Here is a 20,598-nt window from a genome sequence, read left to right on the forward strand (position 1 = left end):
CGGTTCCCTTCAGCCGAGGAGCGGCGCGACCTGTGCGCCGAACGCCGCCATCTGGTCGGTGAGTTCGCCGCGGTTCCGGCTGCGGAACCGCACCTGGATCTGGTGCACGCCCATCGCCGCGTACGCGCGCAGCGAGTCGGCGATGGCCTCCGGCTTGCCGGTGAGGGTGCGCCGCCCGACCGGCCAGGAGGGATCGCCCACGTACAGGGGCTCGGTGAGGGCGCCGACCGTGACCGGCTCCGTGACCCCGGCCCGCTCGCGCAGCCGCCGCAGCTCGGCGATCTTCCCGGGCAGCCGGTCGCGCGGGTCACCCTGCGGCAGCCAGCCGTCGCCCCGGGTCGCGGCCCGGCGCACGGCGGCGGGCGAGGAGCCCCCGACCCAGATCGGCACCCGCTCCCGGGCGGGCCGCGGCCGCTGCCCGAGGTCCGCGAAGTCGAAGGCGGGGCCGTGGTGCTCGGGGTACTCGGCCGGGCCGAGGGCGGCCCTGAGCGCGTCCACCGTCTCGTCGAGCAGCGCCCCGCGGCGCGCGAAGTCCACGCCGAGCGCGGCGAACTCCTCCGGCACGTGACCCGCGCCGACGCCGAGGATCAGCCGGCCGCCGCTGAGGTGGTCGAGGGTCGCGTACTGCTTGGCGGTGAGCAGCGGATGGCGCAGGGCCACCACGGCGACGTGGCTGAGCAGGTGCACGCGCTCGGTGACCGCCGCGAGGTGGGCGAGCGTGGCCACGGGGTCGTACCAGGTCGTGCCCATCGCGTCGGCGAGCCGCCGCGGGATGGCCACGTGGTCGCAGCACGCCACGTACGCGAACCCCGCGGCGTCGGCCGCGCGCGCCACCGCCACCAGGTCGGCCGCGCCCGCGCCCGCCTCCCACGGCTCGGCGAAGATCACGCTGCGCGCCTGCACGGGCAGTTGCATGCCGTAGGCGAGACGACCCGGAGGAAAGGCTTCCGCGAGGTCCGGCACCGGCGCCATAGGAACTCCATCCCTTGCCCTGGCCCGACGGACGGCACGCCGTCCGCTTCGACGGCCCATATCGTCGTACCTGACGATCCATCAGACAAGGGCCACGGGCACCCGGCCCGCGCGGCTCCGGCCCGCGCGGCGCCCGGTCCACCCGGCCCCCGGCCCGCCCCGGCTCAGCCCACCTCGAAGCCGAGCGCCCCGGCGATCACCCCCGCCTGGTCCAGGTCGACCTTCGTGCCGCCGATCGCCACGGTCAGCGGGTCGAGCGAGGACAGATCGCTGCCGCGCAGGTCGGCGCCCATGAGCTGGGTGCTGTGCAGCTGCGCGCCCGACAGGTCGCAGCAGGTCACGGTGGCCTCCTCCAGGCGGGCCGCCGTGAGGTCCACCTCCCGCATCCGCACCCCGTCGAACACGGCCTTGCGCAGATCGGCGCCCGGCAGCGCGACGAACGACCAGTCCCCGCCGCGCACCTCGAAGACCGTGAACGCGCACTGCTGGAAGAGGCTGCCCACCGCCTTGCACTGCTCGAAGCGGGTGTCGAAGAACACGCAGCGCTTGAAGGTGCAGTTGGTGAAGGCCGCCGAGGTGAACCGCGCCGCGTTGAACTTCACCCCGGCGAAGGTGCACCCGTCGAACACGGCCCCCTCGGCCACCGCCTCCGTCAGATCCGTATCAAAGAACGTGAAGCGCGCGTACTCCTCCCCCGACAGGTCCCTTCCGTACCAGTCCCCACCCCGCACCACCCGCTCCGCGTCCGGCACGTCCACCTCGTGCGAGAAGGGATCCACATTGGCCCGCTCACGTCTGATCGCCATGCTCCCGATTGAACCCCGAGGCACTGACAACCGCCCGGACGACGGCGGTCGGCCGGTCCGCCCCTCCCCAAGAGCCCGGAACCCGGCTGACCACCGTGTCACTCATGGCGAGGTCGCGATTACCCGAGGTGCATACACGCCGCCCCGCTAGTCTGGAACACGCGGGAGATCCAGTCAGCGGGCGACGGAAGGATGACGGCGATGACAGTGCTCGACCGCCTCTGGCGAGACGTGGAAGCACAGACCAACATCGAGGGCTTTGTCGTCGAGATCATCGACGGAAAGGTGATCATGACCCCGCAGAGCCCGGCGCAGTCGAACACGATCCTCAACGTGGTCATGCAGGCCCACACCATCCTGCAGGGCGCCCCCATCGTTTTCGATGTAGGCATTGACTTCCCCGGTGAGACGTCGACAGCTCCCGACATCACCATCCTTGATGAGGACGCCGAGCCCCGCGGCAAGCGCTACATCTGCCAGGACGTGATCGCCGCCATCGAGGTCGTCTCCACGAAGTCCGACGACAACGACTACGTCACCAAGGTCGCGAAGTACAGCCGCTTCGGCATCGAGACCTACCTCATCCTCGACCCGTTCAGGAAGCTGTGCACACTGCACGAAGGCGCCGACGCGACCGGGTACCGCAAGAAGACCGAGTATCCGTACGGGACGACCGTCGACCTGAAGCTCTCCGACGGCCGCAAGTTCACGCTGGACACCTCCGGCTTCCCCGTGGAGGACTGAGAAGCCTCGTCAGGCCCCGGGCCCCGGCCACAGGCCGTCGGGGGTGAGGCCGAGGAGGTCGATGGCGTTGCCGCGTACGATCCGCTCGACGACGTCCGGAGGCAGGTGTTCCATCTGTGCCTCGCCGACCTCGCGGGACTTCGGCCAGGTGGAGTCCGAGTGCGGGTAGTCGGTCTCGTACAGGACGTTCCCGACGCCGATCGCGTCGAGGTTCCGCAGCCCGAAGGCGTCGTCGAAGAAGCAGCCGTAGACGTGCTCGGCGAACAGCTCGGAGGGCGGCCTGCGGACCTTGTCGGCGACACCGCCCCAGGCCCGGTTCTCCTCCCACACCACGTCCGCGCGCTCCATGATGTACGGAATCCAGCCGATCTGTCCCTCGGCGTACATGACCCGCAGACGCGGGAAGCGCTCGAACTTGCCGCTCATCAGCCAGTCGACCATCGAGAAGCAGCAGTTCGCGAACGTGATGGTCGAGCCGACGGCGGGCGGCGCGTCGGCCGACGTCGAGGGCATCTTGCTGGACGACCCGATGTGCATGGCGACGACCGTGCCGGTCTCGTCGCAGGCCGCGAGGAACGGGTCCCAGTAGTCGGTGTGGATCGAGGGAAGCCCCAGGTGGGGCGGTATCTCCGAGAACGCCACGGCCCGCACGCCCCGGGCCGCGTTGCGCCGCACCTCGGCCGCCGCGAGCTCCGCGTCCCACAGCGGGACCAGGGTGAGCGGTATCAGCCGACCTTGCGCGGCGGGCCCGCACCACTCCTCCACCATCCAGTCGTTATACGCGCGCACACAGTGAAGGCCGAGGTCACGGTCCTCGGCCTCGGTGAACGTCTGGCCGCAGAAGCGCGGGAACGTGGGGAAGCACAGGCCGGACTGGACGTGGTTGACGTCCATGTCGGCGAGGCGCTCCGGGACGCTGTGGGAGCCCGGGCGCATCTGCTCGTAGGTGATGACTTCCAGCTTGATCTCGTCGCGCGCGTAGCCGACGGCCGTGTCGAGGCGGGTCAGGGGCCGGTGCAGGTCCTCGTACACCCACCAGTCCCCGATGGGGCCTTCGTCCCCCTTCGCGCCCATCACCGGGGCGAACTTACCGCCCAAGAACGACATTTCCTTCAAGGGGGCGCGGACGATACGCGGACCCCGGTCGCGGTACTTCTCCGGCAGCCGGTCCCGCCAGACGTGCGGGGGCTCCACCGTGTGGTCGTCCACCGAGATGATCCGGGGGAAGGGGGGCCTGGTGACGGCGGTGCCCTGGGTGCTCTCCGCAGTGTTCTCCACGGTCTCCATGCCGACCACGGTAGCGCGCATCTGACGATCCGTCAGTTGTCCGAAACCGGTCACTGGTGCGACGACCCTGTGAGAGCCGTCTCGCACGGCTGACGCATTCGCCCTCGACAAGGCAAACTGTGCACCGCAGTACGTCGTACGGGCTGGGCAGACCCGTATCGGGCACAGCCGGGCACAGTTTGGGCGTATTTGATCAGACATAGGCAACTGCGTGCGGCAGGGCAGCAGGGGGAGCGATGGACGGTCTACCGCGAGTTCCGGAGCAGCGGCGTCCGGCGGCGGGAAGCGCTTCGCTTGGCGCGAGCCAGGAGCCGGACCCTAGCGCGGGCCCGCCCGAGCCCACCCCTGCCCCGGCCCCCAGCGCGGGCCCACCCGAGCCCACGCCTGCCTCGGACCACGGCACCCCGGTCCCCACCGCTGCCCCGGGCCGGGCCACGCGCGGCGGCCGCAGCAAGAGGGGGCTGGCGGCGGGGCCGCTGTCGGGGCGGGCGGGGGCCGTGGGGACGGCGGGTGCCCCGGGCAGGGCGGGTGCCCCGGGCGCGGCGGGCGCCCCCGGCACGGTAGGCGCCCCGGGCGCGACGGGCTCCGCAGGCATCCCGGCTGCCGCAGGCACCGCAGGCACGAGGAGTGCCGTAGGCACGGCCAGCGCCGCAGGCACGGCCGGTGCCCCCGGCACAGCAGGCGCTGCAAGCATCCCGGCTGCCGCAGGCGCGGCAGGCGCCCCCGGCATGGCAGGCGCCGCAGGCATCCCGGCTGCCGCGGGGGCGGCGGGCGCCGCAGGCACAGCGGACGCCGCAGGCATCCCGGCTGCCGCAGGCACGGCGGGTGCCGCAGGCACGGCGGGTGCCGCAGGCGTGGCGGGGGTAGGTGCCGCCCGTAGCTCGGGTGGGGCCGAGGGGGACGTTCAGCCAACCGCACGGTTCAGCGTGTTGGGGCCCGTGCGGGCCTGGCTCGGGGAGCAGCAGCTGTCCACCGGGTCGCCGCAGCAGCGCGCGCTGCTCGCCGCGCTGCTGCTCCGCGACGGCCGCACGGCCACCGCGTCCGAACTCATCGACGCCATCTGGGGCGAGGAGCCCCCGTCGCAGGCCCTCGCCGCCATCCGCACCTACGCGTCCCGGCTGCGCAAGGTCCTGCCCCCCGGCGCCCTGGTCAGCGAGTCCGGCGGCTACGCCGTCCGCGCCGCCGAGGGCGCGCTCGACCTCGCCGAGGCCGAGACCCTGTGGACCGTGGCCGAACGGGCCCGCGCCCAGGGCGACCTCTGCCAGGCCCGCGCCCTCGTCAACAAGGCCCTGTCCCTCTGGGACGGCGAGCCCCTCGCCAACGTGCCTGGCCCGTACGCCGACGCCCAGCGCACCCGCCTGGAGGAGTGGCGCCTGCAACTCGTCGAGGCCCGCCTCGACATGGACCTCGAACAGGGCTGCCACGCCGAGTCCGTCTCCGAACTCACCGCCCTCACCGCCGCGCACCCGCTGCGCGAGCGCCTGCGCGAACTCCTGATGCTGGCCCTGTACCGCTCCGGCCGCCAGGCCGAGGCCCTCGCCGTCTACGCGGACACCCGCCGCCTGCTCGCCGACGAGCTCGGCGTCGACCCGCGCCCCGGCCTCCAAGAGCTCCAGCAGCGCATCCTCACCGCCGACCCCGCCCTGGCCGAACCCTCGGCCCCCGCCGCCGAACCGTCCGCGGGCGTCATCCGGCCCGCGCAGCTTCCGGCCACCGTGCAGGACTTCACCGGCCGCGTCTCCTTCGTCAAGGAGCTGAGCGACATCCTCTCCACGGCCGAGGGCCGCGTGATGGCGGTGTCCGCCCTCGCTGGCATCGGCGGCGTCGGCAAGACCACCCTCGCCGTGCACGTCGCGCACGCCGCGCGCCCGCACTTCCCCGACGGGCAGCTGTACGTCGACCTCCAGGGCGCGGGCCCCAGAGTCGCCGAGCCCGAGACGGTCCTCGGCGCCTTCCTGCGCGCCCTCGGCACGGCCGACCCCGACATCCCGGACACCCTGGAGGAGCGGGCCGCGCTGTTCCGCTCCGTCCTGGACGGCCGCCGCGTCCTCGTCCTGCTCGACAACGCCCGCGACGCCGCCCAGGTCCGCCCGCTGCTTCCCGGCACGGAGGGCTGCGCCGCCCTGGTCACCTCCCGCACCCGCATGGTGGACCTGGCCGGGGCCCACCTCGTCGACCTGGACGTGATGTCCCCCGACGAGGCGCTCCAGCTGTTCACGAAGATCGTCGGCGAGGAGCGCGTGGCCTCCGAGCGGGATGCGGCCCTCGACGTGGTCGCCGCCTGCGGCTTCCTGCCCCTGGCCATCCGCATCGCGGCCTCCCGGCTCGCCGCCCGCCGCACCTGGACCGTCTCCACGCTGGCCGCGAAGCTGGCCGACGAGCGCCGCCGCCTCGACGAGCTCCAGGCGGGCGACCTCGCCGTCGAGGCCACGTTCGAGCTCGGCTACGGCCAGCTGGAGCCCGCCCAGGCCCGCGCCTTCCGCCTCCTCGGCCTCGCCGACGGCCCCGACATCTCCCTCACGGCCGCCGCCGCGATGCTCGACCTCGCGCCCGAGGACACCGAGGACCTCCTGGAGTCCCTGGTCGACACCTCGCTCCTGGAGTCCGCGGCCCCCGGCCGCTACCGCTACCACGACCTCGTCCGCCTCTACGCCCGCGCCTGCGCCGAACGCGACGAACTCCCGCCCAGCGAACGCGAGGCCGCCCTCTCCCGGCTCCTCGACTTCTACCTGGCCTCGGCGGCCCGCGTATACGCGATCGAGCGTCCCGGTGACCGGACAGTGGATCATCTGGAGTCCGTCGACCACCCCGTACGGGGCTTCGAGGACGACAGCAGGGCCCTGGACTGGCTGCACGCGGAGGCGGCCTGCATCCTGGCGTGCGTCCAGCAGTCCTTGGGCCGGGCCGGGCTGCGGCGCGCGGTGGACCTGCTGCTCGCGGCCAAGGACCTGGCGGAGTCGGGGGCGAGCTCGCACCGCTTCGAGCTGGTGACCCGCGCGGCCCGCGACGCCGCGCACGCCTCGGCGGACCCGCACGCCGAGGGCCGGGCCCGGGTGACCCTCGGCCAGGTCCTCAACAAGCTGGGATCCTTCGAGCAGGCCGCCGTGGAGCTGCAGCGCGCCGCGGACCTCGCCGAGACGACCGGTGACCCCTGGAGTCGGGGCAACGCGGCGAACGAACTGGCCATCGCCATCGGCTGCATGAACCAGCACGCGGGCAGCGAGCCGCACGTGCTCCAGACCATCGAGACGCACGTCCTGCGCGCCATCGAGGCCTTCCGGCTCGACGGCAACCGCCACGGCGAGGCGAGCTCCCTGTGCAACTGGTCCCGCGTCCTCGCCATGATGGGGCGCACCGACCAGTCCATCGAGCTCGCCCGCCAAGGCGTGGCCCTCTACGACGAGCTCGGCATCAGCTTCCGGGTCGCCAACGCCCGGTACGCGCTGGGGATCGGCCTCAACCAGGCCGGTCGGCACGCGGAGGCCCTCGTCCAGCTCACCGACGCCCAGCGGGTCTTCGCGGAGAACCGCCAGCGGCTGTGGGAGGGCACGGCGCACTACCGCATCGCCCAGATCCACCTGGCGGCCCGCCACCCCGCCCAGGCCGCGAAACACGCCGAGCAGGCCCTCGCCACCGGCTGCGTCGGCGGCGACTGGATGCGCGCCAACGTGCTGACCGTGCTCGGCAAGGCGCTCGACAGCCTCGGCCAGATCGACCGGGCCCGGGCCTGCTGGAACAAGGCCCTGGCCCTGCACGAGCAGACGAGTGCGCCGGAGGCGGACGAGGTGCGTGTCCTGCTGCGTCCGGTAGCGGCCGCATAGGGCCTTCTCCGCACCGCACAGGGCCTTCTTCGAGCACGTTCATCGAACGTTTATGACGGGCTGCCACTCTTATTTCAACGATCCGTCGCGTCGGGGGGCAGACGGGTCGCGTGGGCCCCACAGCTATCGTGAGCGGCCCTGGACCGCCCGCTCGGCGACCCTCGGGGGAGTTGCCGAGCGGGCGGTCTAGTCCCGGAGCCCCGCACCAAGCTGGAGTAACAAAATGAGCGACGCCAAGAAGAAGAAGGTCCTCAAGCCCATGGGGGACGGGCACATGCCCGCACCGCCTGAGGACGGACCGATAGCCCCGACCGGCGATGGTCACATGCCCGTCCCTCCCAAGGGCGGCGCGACGACCAAGGGTGACGGCCACATGCCGGCGCCGCCCGCGAAGGACGCCTGAGACTTTCATCCTGACGGGGATCGGCCGCGGCGGCGCGGAGGGGGAGCCGCCGCGGCCGAGGCGTTTCCGGAGTAGCCGGATTGCGCCAACTCTGCAAGATTCAACGGCATTTGTTCGAATATAGGGCTTATGTACGGCTAGAGTCACTTGTGGAAAGTCTGTCCCCCTCCAAGGAGTTGGAATGACTCGCACCAGAAAGATCCTCGTCACCCTGGCCGTGGTCGCCGCGGCCTCCGCGGGAGCCTCGACGACAGCCTTCGCCGACAGCCACACCCCGGCGGCACCGCTCGGGGACAGCCACTCCCCGGTCACCCCGCAGGGCGACGGGCACTTCCCGGCACCGCCCGGTGACGGCCAGATGCCGACCTCGCCGAGGAACTGAGCCCCCCCGGGGCCGAGCCGCCCGCTCGGCCCCGGTGCCCGGGGCGGAAATCGGTGGACAGGCCCGGCCCTGTGTCGCATAGTCCGCCGCATGACCACACTGGTGCGCCACATCACATTCGACTGCCGCGACGCCCACGCGCTCGGCTCCTTCTGGGCCGGGGTGCTCGGCGGGTCGCTCGCCGAGGACGACGCCCCCGGGGACCCGGAGGCCCTGCTCAGGACGCCCGAGGGGACGGACCTGCTCTTCGTCGCCGTACCGGACGCCAAGACCGTGAAGAACCGCGTGCACCTCGACCTCCAGCCGCAGGAGCGGTCCCGCGACGAGGAGGTGGAGCGGCTCCTGAAGCTGGGGGCGACCCTGGTCGCCGACCACCGGCGGCCGGACGGGCTCGGCTGGGTGACCCTGGCCGACATCGAGGGCAACGAGTTCTGCGTGGAGCGCAGCGCGGCCGAGCGGGCCGCGACCGACGCCTGAGCGCCCCGGCTAGCCGGTCGCGCCGCGTCGGCGCAGCTCGCCCTTCAGGACCTTTCCGCTCGCGTTGCGCGGCAGGTCCGTGACGAACTCGACCTGCCTCGGGACCTTGTAGTTCGCCATCTCGCGCCGCGACCAGGCGATCACGTCGTCGGCGGTGAGCGTCGCGCCGGGGCGGCGCACCACGTACGCCTTGCCGACCTCGCCGAGGCGCGCGTCGGCGACCCCGATCACGGCGACGTCGGCCACGTCGGGGTGGACGCCGAGGAGCTGCTCTATCTCGGCGGGGTAGGCGTTGAAGCCGCCGACGATGAACATGTCCTTGATCCGGTCCGTGATGCGGAGGTTGCCGTCCTCGTCGAGGACGCCCACGTCGCCGGTCCGCAGCCAGCCGTCGCCGGTCAGGACCTTCTTGGTCTCGGACGGGTCCTCGTAGTAGCCGCTCATCACGTGGTGGCCCCGGACCAGGACCTCGCCGGGGCTGCCCGGCGGCAGCGTCTCCCCCGCCACCGACACGACCCGCACCTCGGTGCCGGGTATCGCGCGGCCGGAGGTCGTCGCGACGACCTCCTCCGGGTCGCCCCTGCGGCACATCGTGACGATGCCGCTGGCCTCGGAGAGCCCGTACGCGGTCAGGACGGTGGAGATGCCGAGGTCGGTGCGGAGCCGCTCCACCAGGCGCGGCGGCACGACCGCGGCGCCCGTCACCACGAGCCGGAGCGCGGACAGGTCGTGGCTGTCGCGGGCGGGGTGGTCGAGGAGCGCCTGGTGCAGGGTGGGCGGCCCGGGCAGCACCGTGACGCCCTCGCCGACGACGTTCGCGAGGACGGTGTCCACGTCGAACACCGGCTGCGGGATCATCGTGGCGCCCCGCATCAGACAGGCGATGATCCCGGCCTTGTAGCCGAAGGTGTGGAAGAAGGGGTTCACGATCAAGTAGCGGTCGCCCTCGCGGAGTCCCGCGAGGTCGCTCCAGATCTCGTAGCAGCGCAGCGTCTGCGCGTGGGTGATCACCGCGCCCTTGGGGCGGCCCGTCGTGCCCGAGGTGTAGACGATGTCGGAGGGCCAGGTGCCCTCGACCGCGTCGGCGCGGGCCCGCACCTCGGCGTCCGGCACCGCGTCGCCGCCCGCGAGGAAGTCCTTCCAGGTGCGGAAGTCGGCGGGGGCGTCGTCGGCGAGCACGACCACCTCCTCCAGGTGCGGCAGGCCGGGCAGCGGGCCTTCGCCGGGCCCTTCCCCGGCCGCGCGCCGCAGCGCCGCGACGTACGACGTGCCGAGGAACGTGCCGGTGACGAAGAGCAGCCGGGCGCGCGAGCGGCGCAGGACGTACGCCGCCTCCGTGCCCTTGAAGCGGGTGTTGATCGGCACGAGCACGGCGCCCGCGCTGACCGCGCCGAGGGCCGCCACGATCCAGTCGAGGGTGTTCGGCGCCCAGACGGCGACGCGGTCCCCGGCCCGCACCCCGCGCGCCAGACACGCGGCGGCGGCCCGCTCGACGCGCTCCCCGAGCTCGTCGTACGTCACCCGCGTACGGCCCTCGACGACCGCCTCCCGGTCACCGAAGCGCCGCACCGCCGCCCGGACCAGGCCCGGGACACTGCCCCACTCCAGGTCACCGCGCATCCTCACCCATCCCCCTCCGTCACGTAGCTGACTATCCGTCAGATTAGCTGTAGCCTGGCGCGCTGTCAGCAGCGAGGTGCACCGCTCGGCGTGTGGAGGTACCCGGATGACTTCCCCCAGAAAACCACGGGCAACCGATGGTTCAACAGGACCCGCGACAACCGCCAGCCCCCCGCGCCCCACCCGTCGCACCAGCGGCCTGGAGGGAACCGCCTCGCTCAAGGACGCCACGGCGGTCGTCGGCATCGGGCAGACCGCCTTCGCCCGGCAACTCCCCGAGAGCGAGAAGGCCTTGGCCTGCCGCGCCATCCTCGCCGCGCTCGCCGACGCGGGCATCGCCCCCGCCGAGGTCGACGCCTTCGCCTCGTACACCATGGAGGAGACCGACGAGGTCGAGGTGGCCAAGGCCATCGGCGCCGGGGACGTGACCTTCTTCAGCAAGGTCGGCTACGGCGGCGGCGGTTCCTGCGCCACGCTCGCCCACCTCGCCGCCGCGATCACCACGGGCCAGGCCACGGTCGGCGTCGCCTGGCGCTCCCGCAAGCGCGGCAGCGGCCCAAGGCCCTGGAAGAACACCGCCGTCCAGCTCCCCACCCCCGCCCAGTGGACCCGGCCCTTCGGGCTGCTTCGTCCTGTCGACGAGATAGCGATGCTCGCCCGCCGCTATATGCACGCGTACGGCGCGAGCCGCGACCACCTCTTCAACGTGGCCTTGGCCTGCAGGAATCGGGCCAACCAGAATCCGGCCGCGATCATGTACGAGCGTCCGCTCACGCGTGACATGTATATGACCTCCCGCTGGATCAGCGAGCCGCTCTGCCTCTTCGACAACTGCCTGGAGACCGACGGCGCGCTGGCCTGCGTCCTCGTCTCCGCCGCCCGCGCCCGCGACTGCCGCCACCGGCCCGTGTACGTCCACTCCGTCGCCCAGGGGCTGCCCGCCCAGCACCACGGCATGGTCAACTACTGGAACGACGACCCGCTCTCCGGGCCCGCCTGGACCGCCGCACGACACCTGTGGAAACACGCGGACTTCGGACCCGAGGACGTCGACGTCGCCCAGATCTACGACGCGTTCACGCCCCTCATCCCGCTCTCCCTGGAGGGCTACGGCTTCTGCGACCGGGGCGAGGGCGGCGCGTTCACCGAGGGCGGCGCCCTGGAGATCGGCGGCCGCCTCCCCCTCAACACGGCGGGCGGCGGCCTCAGCGAGGCGTACGTACACGGCTTCAACCTGATCACGGAAGGCGTGCGGCAGCTGCGCGGCGCGAGCACGGCACAGGTGCCCGGAGCGGAGACCTGCCTGGTCACGGCGGGCGAGGGCGTACCGACGTCGGCCGTACTGCTGCGGAACTGAGCGGCCCGTCCGGGCCGGGTGCCCACACAGGAGCGGAGAGGACCATGAACGAACTGCTGACCCCCGTCGTCGACGACGACGGCGCCCCCTTCTGGGAGTACGCGGCCCGCGGCGAGCTGCGCGTGCAGGCCTGCGCCGCGGACGGCTGCGGCGCGCTCCGCTTCCCGCCGCGCCCCTGCTGTCCGCACTGCGGGTCCTTCGCCACCGACTGGCGCCGGATGAGCGGCAAGGGCCGTATCTGGTCGTACGTCGTCCCGCACCCGCCGCTCCTGCCCGCCTACGCCGCCCTCACCCCGTACCACCCGGTCGTCGTGGAGCTGACCGAGGCCCCGCACATCCGGCTCGTCGGCAACCTCGTCGCGCGAGCGGGGGCCTCCCTGGACTCCGTGGCGGCAGGGCGCCCCCGCGTCGGGGCCCGGGTCCAGGTGGTCTTCGCCGACCAGGGCGGCGTCGTCGTGCCGCGCTGGGTCCTGGAGCGGCCGTGACGGGCGCCGGGCTGCGGGTCGAGCGGGACGAGGAGACCGGTGTGGCCGTCCTGACCCTGGACCGGCCCGAGCGGCACAACGCGATCGACCTGCCCCTGGCCGCCGGACTCACCGCGGCCTGGCGGGAGTTGCGCCACGACGACGCGGTGCGGGCCGTGGTCCTCACCGGCGCGGGTGACCGGGCCTTCTGCACCGGCGTCGACCGGTCGGCCGAGGTGCCCCAGCCCTCCTCGCCGTACTCCCTGGACGACCCGCTCCTCACGGTCGGGCCCAAGGCCAACGACCTGTGGAAACCGGTGCTCGCCGCCGTCAACGGCATGGCCTGCGGCGGGGCGTTCTACCTGCTCGGCGAGGCGGAGTTCGCCCTCGCCGCCGAGCACGCCACGTTCTTCGACCCGCATACGACGTACGGGATGGTCAGCGCGTACGAGACCGTGCACATGGCCCAGCGGATGCCGTTCGGGGAGGTGGCGCGGACGGCCCTGATGGGGACGGCCGAGCGGATGTCCGCGCGGCGGGCGTACGAGGTGGGGCTCGTCTCCGAGCTGTGCCCCGGCGACGGGCTGCTGCCCGCGGCGCTGCGGGCGGCGGCGACCCTCGCCTCCTACCCCACCGAGGCCGTCCAGGGCACGGTCCGGGCCCTGTGGGCCACGAAGGAGGCGGCCCGCGCCCAGGCCCTCGCGCAGGCGCCGCACCTCATCGCCCTGGGCAACGCGGCGCCTGGGCGGCAGGCGGCGCTCTTCGCCGCGAGGGCCCGGGGCGGAGGCGTGGCCTACCGCCTGCGGTAGGCCTGTCGGGCAGGTCCTAGTGGGCCGCGAGCCGCTCGACCAGGCCGATCCCCCGGGCCAGCAGCTCCCGCTCCTCCGGCGTCAGCTCGGCCTCGATCGCCCGGGCGAGCCAGTCCGCCCTGCGCCCCCGCTCCTCCTCAAGGAGCGCCCGCCCCGCGGCGGACAGCTCGACCAGGCTCTTGCGCCCGTCGGTCGGATGCGCCCGGCGCGTGATCAGCCCTTGTTCCATGAGCAGCCCCACGGCCCGGGCCATGGACTGCGGGCGTACCCGCTGATCGGCCGCCAGCTCGCTGGTCGTCATCGCACCGCTGCGGTCGAGGGCGCCGAGGACGGCCACCTGGCCGTGCGGCATCTGGTCCTCGAGCTTCACGCGCCGCGTGAGCTTTCCCATCGCGGTACGCAGTTCTGCGGCGACGGCGGCGGATTCCGGAAGGGGCATACCGAACTTTAACGCAGCGGAGCTGGACAGCTCAGCTGAACAGCTTCGCTGTACAGAGGAACTGAACAGCAAAACTGCACAGCACTGCTGTAGAGTGCGGTGCGCCGGGTCCGCGCCACCGTCGCCGCAGCCGAACCCCGGCCACGCATGCGACACCGGGAGGACTCCCATGACCGCCATCACCTCCGTCACCGGCCGCCGCGTCCTGGACAGCAGGGGCAACCCCACCGTCGAAGTGGACGTGGAGCTCGCGGACGGATCCCTCGGCCGGGCCGCGGTCCCCTCCGGCGCCTCCACCGGCGCCCGCGAGGCCGTCGAGCTGCGCGACGGCGACCCGGACCGCTGGCACGGCAAGGGCGTCGACCAGGCGGTACGCCACGTCAACACGGAGCTCGCCGCCGTCGTCCTCGGCCGCGAGGCCGAGGACCAGGCCGGTCTCGACGCCGCCCTCGTCGCCACGGACGGCACCCCCGCCAAGTCCCGGCTAGGCGCCAACGCGGTCCTCGGGGTCTCCCTGGCCACCGCCAAGGCCGCGGCCGCCGCCCACCGCCTGCCGCTCTACCGCTACCTCGGCGGCTGTGACGCGCGGCTCCTGCCCGTACCGATGATGAACATCGTCAACGGCGGCGCGCACGCCGACAATCCCCTGGACTTCCAGGAGTTCATGATCGCCCCGATCGGCGCGGAGAGCTTCGCCGAGGCCGTCCGCATGGGGTCCGAGATCTTCCACACCCTGCGCCGCGACCTCCTCGCCGCCGGGCACTCCACGGGCGTGGGCGACGAGGGCGGCTTCGCCCCGGCCCTGCGCACCGCCGAGGAGGCCCTCGACTTCGTCGTCGCCGCCGTCGAGCGCACCGGGTACCGGCCGGGCACGGACATCGGCCTCGTCATGGACCCGGCCTCCTCCGAGTTCTTCCGCGACGGCGTCTACGACTACGCCGGGGAGGGCGTGCGGCGCACCCCCGCCGAACACGCGGACTACCTGGTCAAGTTGATCGGCTCCTACCCCGTCGTGTCGATCGAGGACCCGATGGCCGAGGACGACCTGGAGGGGTGGCGGGACCTGACCGCGCGCGTCGGGGCGCGCTGCCAGCTCACCGGCGACGACGTCTTCTGCACCAACGAGACCCTCCTGCGCGAGGGCATCGCCACCGGCGTCGCCAACTCCGTCCTCGTGAAGGTCAACCAGATCGGCACCCTCACCGAGTCCCTGGCCACCGTCTCCGCCGCCCACCGGGCGGGCTACACCGTCGTCATGTCCCACCGCTCGGGAGAGACGGAGGACACGACGATCGCGGACCTGGCGGTGGCGACGGGGTGCGGCCAGATCAAGACGGGCTCCCTCTCCCGCTCCGACCGCACCGCCAAGTACAACCAACTCATCCGCATCGAGGAGGAACTGGGCCCCACCGCCCGGTACGCCGCCACCCAGACCCTCCGTCGATAGCTTTTCCCCGGCCGGTAGCTCCCCTCTGGCGGGAATCGGATCGCCGTCAACAGGGTTGGTGGGGAACGAGCCGTTCATCGCCATCAACGGGGTGGTGGGGGATGAGCCGTTATTGGAGGGTCATGCGAGCGATACAGGTGTACGAAGTGGGCGGTCCCGAGGTGCTGCGGGAGGCCGAGGTGGACCTGCCGCGGCCGGGTCCGGGCGAGGCGGTCGTGGAGGTCGCCGCATCCGGGGTCAACTTCCTCGACGTCTACTACCGCGAAGGCCGGTACAGCCTCCCGCTGCCCTTCACCCCGGGCTCTGAGGGCGCTGGCACGGTCGTCGAAGTCGGCCCCGGCGTCGCTGACGTCGCGGTCGGGGACCGGGTCGGTTGGGTGGAGATTCCCGGCACGTATGCCGAGCGGGCGGTCGTGGACTCCTCCCGGCTGGTGCCGCTGCCCGACGACATCGGCTTCGAGACAGCCGCCGCCGTGCTCCTCCAAGGCATGACCGCGCACTATCTCGTCAAGGACGCCTACCCGGTTCAGGGGGGCGACACCGTGCTCGTGCACGCGGCCGCTGGTGGCATGGGGCTGCTTCTGACCCAGCTCATCACCCATCTCGGCGGCAGGGTGATCGGCACGACGTCGACCACGGCGAAGGCCGAGCTGGCGAAGCGCGCCGGGGCCGCTGAGGTGATCCTTTCCTCCGCGGTCGACGATCTCGCAGCCGAGGTGAGGCGGCTCAACGGCGGCCAGGGACTGCCGGTTGTCTTCGACGGCGTCGGCGCGCACACCTTCGACGCGAGCCTCGCCAGCCTGCGCCCCCGCGGCCATCTCGTGCTCTTCGGCGCGGCGAGTGGCGCCGTGCCTCCGTTCGATCCGATACGGCTCGCCCAGGGCGGTTCGCTGACCCTGATCCGGCCCAGCCTCGGGGACTTCATCGCCGACCGGGCCGAACTGCTCCGACGGGCCGCCGACGTGTTCGAGTGGGTGCGCTCCAAGGCACTTGAGGTCACCGTAACGGGCCGCTACGCACTGTCCGAGGCCGCCCAGGCCCACAGCGATCTGGAGGCTCGGCGTACCACCGGCAAGCTGCTCGTCGTACCCGACGCGGCCGCGCTGGGCCGCCGCGACGCCAGTCACTCGGGACCGGCCTGAGGCAGCGCCGGGTGGGGGCGGGTGGGTGGGACCGCCCTGGGCGCGCGCAGCGCGGCGCGTGGGGTGGGGCCCGGGGGTCAGCGGGCTGTGGCTGTGCCTCGTTCCGCGTCGAGCGCGTACACGCAGCGGTCCTTGCTGCACGCGTACACCACCCCGTCCCGCACCACGGGCGCCCCCGTGATCTCGCCGCCGGTGGCGAGCTTCCAGCGGAGGCGGCCGTCGTCGGCCTTGAGGGTGTACAGCAAGTGGTCCGTGGCGCCGAAGTGGATGCGGCGGTCGGCGACCACGGGTGAGCCGACGACCTCGCCGCCCGCCTGGAAGCGCCACTTGGGCGTGCCGGTGACGGCGTCGAGGGTGTAGAGGCCCTTGCCGCTGCCGACGTGCACGTGGCCGTCCGCGACCAGGACGGGCTCGACGGAGGAGCGGGACTCGGTCGCGATGCGCCAGCGGTCGCGGCCGTCCGTGGCGTCGAGGGCGTACACCGTGCCCAGGTAGTCGGCGAGGTAGACGCCGCCGCCGGTGACGGCGGGCCCGGGCGCGAAGGCGGGCGGGGAGAGGAAGACGGCCGGGGCCTCGAAGTGCCAGCGGACGTGGCCGGTCGCCACGTCCAGGGCGAGGACGCGGGTGCCCGCGGCCACGTACACGAAGCCGTCGGCGGCCTGGGTCACGCGGACGGGCACGCCGCCGCAGGACGCGGCGTCGCCGATGGGGTAGGACCAGCGCTCGATGCCGCTGCGGGCGTCGACGGCGCGGAGCCGGGCGTCCTTCCAGACGTACACCGTGCCGTCGCGGATGACGGGCGCGGCCTCGGGCGTCTCGAACTCGGTCTGGGCGCCGGTGATCTCCCAGAGCTTCTCGCCGTTGGCGGCCTCCCAGCCCTGGACGCCGCCGCCGCGCGTGGCGGTGACGACGGTGCCCCGGTCGGCCTGGAGGGCGTACACCCAGGCGTCGGTCGACAGGCGCCACAGGTCGGAGCCGTCGGAGCCGTCGAGGGCGTAGAGGGTGGGGCCGTCGGAGGCGTGGACGCGGCCGTCGGCCACGGCCATGGACCAGGCGACGTCGCGGGTCTTGAAGCTGCGCCGCCCGGTGCCCACGTCGAGGGCGTGGACCTCGAAGGAGGTGACGTACACGAGGTTCCCGGCGACGGCGGGGGTGCCCCACACGTCGTTGGACATGCGGAACCGCCAGGGCCGCCAGGACCCGCCCGCGGCGGCCCCGGCCCCGGCGGGCGCGGAGGTCGGCGCGGCGGCGGCCCCGGTCCCGTTGGCGCGCGGCTGCGCCGGTGCGGGCGTACCGGAGCGCGACCAGGACCCGGCGAGCCCGGAGGGCGGCGGCACGACGGCGGCGCGGGCCTCGGCGACCCGGGGCCCGGGCCCGATCGGCACCTGGGCGCCCGCGAGCCGCACGGGCCCGCCGTCGGGCACACCCCCGTGGAGGCCGGGCGCACCCCCGGGCGCGCCCCCGTGGAAGTCCGGCGCGCCCCCGTGGAAGGGGGCGTGCGAGGGCGCCGCCTGGGAGGGCGCGTGCGCGGGCATGGCGGGCGCCTGCCGCGGCGGGGGCGGCAGGGACACGGGCGCGGAGGCGGCCCCGGCGCGGCTGTTGCGCCCGGCGGAGCCGGTGGTGGCGGCGGCGCGCGCGGGCGGGCGGCCGCCGCGCCGGGCCTCGATGAGGGCCACGGCCCGCTCGGGCAGCCAGGCGGACGCGGTGCCGCTGTCGTCGCCGGAGCTCTCGGAGGCGAACAGGTGCGGGGCGAGCTGGGCCTGGAGGTCGTTCGGGGTGGGCCGCAGGGCGGCGTCCATCTGCATGCAGGACTCGATGAGGGGCCGCAGCTCGTCGGGCAGGCCCTCCAGGTCGGGGCCCTCGCGAAGGAGCATGAAGACGGTCTCGACGGGGTTGGCGCCGTGGAACGGCGCGTGCCCGGTGGCGGCGAAGACGAGGGTGGAGCCGAGCGAGAAGACGTCGCTGGCGCCGGTGACGCTGCGGGAGTCCTTCGCCTGCTCGGGCGACATGTAGGCGGGGGTGCCGACCGCGACGTTCGTCATGGTCAGGCGGGTGTTGGAGACGCCGGAGGCGATGCCGAAGTCGATGACGCGCGGGCCGTCCTCGACGACGAGGACGTTGGACGGCTTCAGGTCGCGGTGCACGAGGCCCGCGCCGTGGATGGACTCCAGGGCCTCGGCGACCCCGGCGGCGAGCCAGCGCACGGCCTGGGTGGGCAGCGGCCCGTGCTCGTTCACTATCTCCTCGAGCGAGGGCGCGGGCACGTACGCCGTGGCGAGCCAGGGCACGGCGGCGCGCGGGTCGGCGTCCACGACCGCGGCCGTGTAGAAGCCGGAGACGGCGCGCGCGGCCTCCACCTCGCGCGTGAAGCGGACCCGGAACAGCTGGTCCTCGGCGAGCTCCGTCCGCACCGTCTTGATCGCCACGCGGCGCCCGGACGCGGAGCGCGCGAGATACACGAGCCCCATGCCGCCGGCGCCGAGCCGCCCCAGGACCTCGAACGGGCCGATCCGCCGCGGATCGTGCTGCGTCAGCTGGTCCACCACTTGCCTGCCACCTCCCCGTACCCGGCCGCCGTCGTAGGGCGGCCTCGTGCAGCGTCTCACCACCGAGCCGCTCGGGCGGCACGCACCCTGATTCTTCCTGTCCCGGGCGATGGTTGCGAACCCGGGGCAACATCGGGATGTTTCCGTACAAAAGCCGCGTAACGGGACCTGATGGGGGACTTCAGTCCTGGAGGATGCCGAATGCCGCCCCTTGGTTGTCGACGAGGACGGCCACCCTTCCGTACGGGATGTCGTACGGCTCGGTCCGCACCCGGCCGCCGAGGCGGCGCGCCGCGGCGGCCGTCGCGTCGCAGTCGGCCACGGCGAAGTAGCTGAGGAAGTGCGCGGGCATCTCGGCGGGCACCGCCCCGGACATCACGGCCCGGCCCCCCACCGCGGTGTCGGGCCCGGCCTCGGCGCCCTCGGGCGACCAGGTGCGGAACTCCTCGCCGCCGATCACGACGTCGTGGCCGCCGTAGCCGAAGACGGCCTCGTAGAAGGGGTCCACGACGCTCTTGTCGCGTACGTGCACCTCGGTCCAGCAGTAGGCGCCCGGCTTCCGCAGCGCGCCGAAGCCCCGGTGCTCCCCGGCCTGCCAGAGGCCGAAGACCGCGCCCTCGGGGTCGGTCACCAGCCCCATCGTGCCGTAGGCGCCCACCGGGACCGGCTCCGTGATCACCTGCCCGCCCGCGGCCGTGACCCGGGCGGCGGCCGTGGCGGCGTCGGGCGTCGCCAGATAGACCGTCCAGGTGGTCGGCATGCGGCCGTCCGGCTTGGGGGCGAGCGCGGCGACGGGTTCGCCGTCGAGCAGCGCCTGGGCGTAGCGCCCGTGCTCGGGGCCCGCGCCGGAGTCGAAGGTCCACCCGAAGAGCTCACCGTAGAAGCGCTTGCCGCCCTCCACGTCGGGCAGCATCGCGTCCACCCAGCAGGGGACGCCTTCCGCGAATTCCATGGAACCGTTTCCTCAGCTCTCGCCCGCCGGTGGCCCTCGCCCGTCGGCGCACCGGGAAGGCCTTCCTATGGCCTCCGTCACAGTCAAGCTAACCCCCGGCCCGGCACCGCGCAGCCCATGAAATCGAACACATGGCCAATTCTTTTCGGACGGCGCGTACCACCGCCCCCGGGCGCCCTCCGGCGCACTCCGGTCCCCCTCCAGCGCCCCCGCGCCACCGCTCCAACCCCATTTGCACTCGGTCGAATCGCGCTCCGATCACCCCTCGGTAAGCTGACGGCATGACAGGACAGGTACGAACCGTCGACGGCCGAGTGGCCGGTCGACGTGGTCAGGCGACACGTCAGAAACTGCTCGACTGCCTGAGCGAGATGCTCAGCTCCTCGCCCTACCGCGACGTGAAGGTCATCGACGTCGCCCGGAAGGCGGGCACTTCACCGGCGACGTTCTACCAGTACTTCCCGGACGTCGAAGGCGCCGTCCTGGAGATCGCCGAGCAAATGGCCACCGAGGGCGCGGAGTTGACCCACCTCCTGGAGGGCCGCTCCTGGGTCGGCAAGGCGGGCTGGCAGACGTCGCAGGACCTCGTCGACGGCTTCCTCGACTTCTGGCGGAAGAACGACGCGATCCTCCGGGTCGTCGACCTGGGCGCCGCCGAGGGCGACAAGCGCTTCTACAAGATCCGGATGAAGATCCTGAACTCGGTGAACAACTCCCTTGCGGACACCGTCAAGGAGCTCCAGTCCAAGGGCAAGGTCGACAAGGACGTGAGCCCGGCGGCCCTTGCCGGTTCGCTGGTCGCGATGCTCGCCGCGGTCGCCTCCCACCAGCGCGGCTTCCAGACCTGGGGCGTCAAGCAGGCCGAACTGAAGCCGAACCTCGCCGCGTTGGTCCACATGGGCGTCACCGGCAAGAAGCCCACGAAGTAGC

The 20,598-nt window shown here is 73.0% G+C and carries 18 protein-coding genes; 11 read left to right on the forward strand and 7 right to left on the reverse strand.

Annotation, left to right across the window (positions count from 1 at the left end; all coding sequences use genetic code 11):
• Positions 1 to 9: 9 nt before the first annotated feature.
• On the reverse strand, positions 10 to 972 hold the full coding sequence (locus tag ACIG3E_RS13995; protein WP_399615317.1) for a TIGR03619 family F420-dependent LLM class oxidoreductase: 963 nt from the start codon (positions 970 to 972) through the stop codon (positions 10 to 12).
• Between the two features lie 164 nt (positions 973 to 1,136).
• Entirely contained in the window at positions 1,137 to 1,778 is a 642-nt protein-coding gene (locus tag ACIG3E_RS14000; protein ID WP_399615319.1) for a pentapeptide repeat-containing protein, read from the reverse strand.
• Between the two features lie 201 nt (positions 1,779 to 1,979).
• On the opposite strand from ACIG3E_RS14000, the gene ACIG3E_RS14005 reads away from it, so the two are divergent.
• Positions 1,980 to 2,522 carry a Uma2 family endonuclease gene (locus ACIG3E_RS14005; RefSeq protein ID WP_399615321.1) on the forward strand — a complete coding sequence of 181 codons (543 nt, stop codon included), beginning with the start codon at positions 1,980 to 1,982 and terminating at the stop codon, positions 2,520 to 2,522.
• A gap of 9 nt (positions 2,523 to 2,531) precedes the next feature.
• Here ACIG3E_RS14005 and ACIG3E_RS14010 read toward each other — a convergent pair whose 3' ends face one another.
• A complete protein-coding gene (locus tag ACIG3E_RS14010; RefSeq protein ID WP_399615804.1) occupies positions 2,532 to 3,809 on the reverse strand; it encodes an amidohydrolase family protein in 1,278 nt (425 codons plus the stop codon).
• Between the two features lie 926 nt (positions 3,810 to 4,735).
• Here ACIG3E_RS14010 and ACIG3E_RS14015 point away from each other — a divergent pair.
• The 4 genes from ACIG3E_RS14015 to ACIG3E_RS14030 all read left to right on the forward strand — a co-directional run bounded on the left by ACIG3E_RS14015 (position 4,736) and on the right by ACIG3E_RS14030 (position 8,892).
• Positions 4,736 to 7,630 carry a BTAD domain-containing putative transcriptional regulator gene (locus ACIG3E_RS14015; protein WP_399615323.1) on the forward strand — a complete coding sequence of 965 codons (2,895 nt, stop codon included), beginning with the start codon at positions 4,736 to 4,738 and terminating at the stop codon, positions 7,628 to 7,630.
• 223 nt (positions 7,631 to 7,853) lie between these two features.
• Positions 7,854 to 8,033: a hypothetical protein gene (locus ACIG3E_RS14020; RefSeq protein ID WP_399615325.1), complete on the forward strand. Its 180-nt coding sequence runs from the start codon at positions 7,854 to 7,856 to the stop codon at positions 8,031 to 8,033.
• A 181-nt stretch (positions 8,034 to 8,214) separates the two neighbouring features.
• A complete protein-coding gene (locus ACIG3E_RS14025) occupies positions 8,215 to 8,415 on the forward strand; it encodes a hypothetical protein (RefSeq protein WP_399615327.1) in 201 nt (66 codons plus the stop codon).
• A gap of 90 nt (positions 8,416 to 8,505) precedes the next feature.
• On the forward strand, positions 8,506 to 8,892 hold the full coding sequence (locus ACIG3E_RS14030) for a VOC family protein (RefSeq protein WP_399615329.1): 387 nt from the start codon (positions 8,506 to 8,508) through the stop codon (positions 8,890 to 8,892).
• A gap of 9 nt (positions 8,893 to 8,901) precedes the next feature.
• Here the strand turns inward: ACIG3E_RS14030 and ACIG3E_RS14035 are convergent, their stop codons facing one another.
• The gene (locus ACIG3E_RS14035) at positions 8,902 to 10,512 is read right to left on the reverse strand and encodes a FadD3 family acyl-CoA ligase (RefSeq protein ID WP_399615806.1); all 1,611 of its coding nucleotides are present in this window, start codon (positions 10,510 to 10,512) and stop codon (positions 8,902 to 8,904) included.
• A 106-nt stretch (positions 10,513 to 10,618) separates the two neighbouring features.
• On the opposite strand from ACIG3E_RS14035, the gene ACIG3E_RS14040 reads away from it, so the two are divergent.
• Genes ACIG3E_RS14040 through ACIG3E_RS14050 form a run of 3 tightly spaced genes read left to right on the forward strand, consistent with a single transcriptional unit; the run spans position 10,619 to position 13,142 of the window.
• On the forward strand, positions 10,619 to 11,869 hold the full coding sequence (locus ACIG3E_RS14040) for a lipid-transfer protein (protein WP_399615331.1): 1,251 nt from the start codon (positions 10,619 to 10,621) through the stop codon (positions 11,867 to 11,869).
• Between the two features lie 53 nt (positions 11,870 to 11,922).
• Positions 11,923 to 12,354 (forward strand): Zn-ribbon domain-containing OB-fold protein, encoded by a 432-nt coding sequence (locus tag ACIG3E_RS14045; RefSeq protein ID WP_399615808.1) that lies wholly within the window; start codon positions 11,923 to 11,925, stop codon positions 12,352 to 12,354.
• Complete coding sequence (locus ACIG3E_RS14050) at positions 12,351 to 13,142, forward strand: enoyl-CoA hydratase/isomerase family protein (RefSeq protein WP_399615333.1); 792 nt, start codon at positions 12,351 to 12,353, stop codon at positions 13,140 to 13,142. Before ACIG3E_RS14045 ends, ACIG3E_RS14050 begins: the two co-directional genes overlap by 4 nt.
• A 16-nt stretch (positions 13,143 to 13,158) precedes the next feature.
• Here ACIG3E_RS14050 and ACIG3E_RS14055 read toward each other — a convergent pair whose 3' ends face one another.
• The gene (locus tag ACIG3E_RS14055; RefSeq protein ID WP_399615335.1) at positions 13,159 to 13,581 is read right to left on the reverse strand and encodes a MarR family winged helix-turn-helix transcriptional regulator; all 423 of its coding nucleotides are present in this window, start codon (positions 13,579 to 13,581) and stop codon (positions 13,159 to 13,161) included.
• Between the two features lie 169 nt (positions 13,582 to 13,750).
• Here ACIG3E_RS14055 and eno point away from each other — a divergent pair, with 169 nt between their 5' ends.
• Both eno and ACIG3E_RS14065 read left to right on the forward strand, forming a co-directional pair.
• Positions 13,751 to 15,028 carry a phosphopyruvate hydratase gene (eno, locus tag ACIG3E_RS14060; protein ID WP_399615337.1) on the forward strand — a complete coding sequence of 426 codons (1,278 nt, stop codon included), beginning with the start codon at positions 13,751 to 13,753 and terminating at the stop codon, positions 15,026 to 15,028.
• 122 nt (positions 15,029 to 15,150) lie between these two features.
• Positions 15,151 to 16,170, forward strand: a complete 1,020-nt coding sequence (locus tag ACIG3E_RS14065; RefSeq protein WP_399615339.1) for a quinone oxidoreductase family protein — start codon at positions 15,151 to 15,153, stop codon at positions 16,168 to 16,170.
• A gap of 77 nt (positions 16,171 to 16,247) precedes the next feature.
• Here the strand turns inward: ACIG3E_RS14065 and ACIG3E_RS14070 are convergent, their stop codons facing one another.
• The gene (locus ACIG3E_RS14070) at positions 16,248 to 18,716 is read right to left on the reverse strand and encodes a PQQ-binding-like beta-propeller repeat protein (protein ID WP_399615341.1); all 2,469 of its coding nucleotides are present in this window, start codon (positions 18,714 to 18,716) and stop codon (positions 16,248 to 16,250) included.
• Between the two features lie 181 nt (positions 18,717 to 18,897).
• On the reverse strand, positions 18,898 to 19,668 hold the full coding sequence (locus ACIG3E_RS14075) for a VOC family protein (protein WP_399615343.1): 771 nt from the start codon (positions 19,666 to 19,668) through the stop codon (positions 18,898 to 18,900).
• A 281-nt stretch (positions 19,669 to 19,949) separates the two neighbouring features.
• Here ACIG3E_RS14075 and ACIG3E_RS14080 point away from each other — a divergent pair, with 281 nt between their 5' ends.
• The gene (locus tag ACIG3E_RS14080; RefSeq protein WP_138960308.1) at positions 19,950 to 20,597 is read left to right on the forward strand and encodes a TetR family transcriptional regulator; all 648 of its coding nucleotides are present in this window, start codon (positions 19,950 to 19,952) and stop codon (positions 20,595 to 20,597) included.
• The last annotated feature ends 1 nt before the right edge of the window (position 20,598 follow it).

Origin of the sequence: Streptomyces sp. NPDC053474 (genome assembly GCF_044544845.1) — a bacterium.
Classification (GTDB): Bacteria; Actinomycetota; Actinomycetes; order Streptomycetales; family Streptomycetaceae; genus Streptomyces.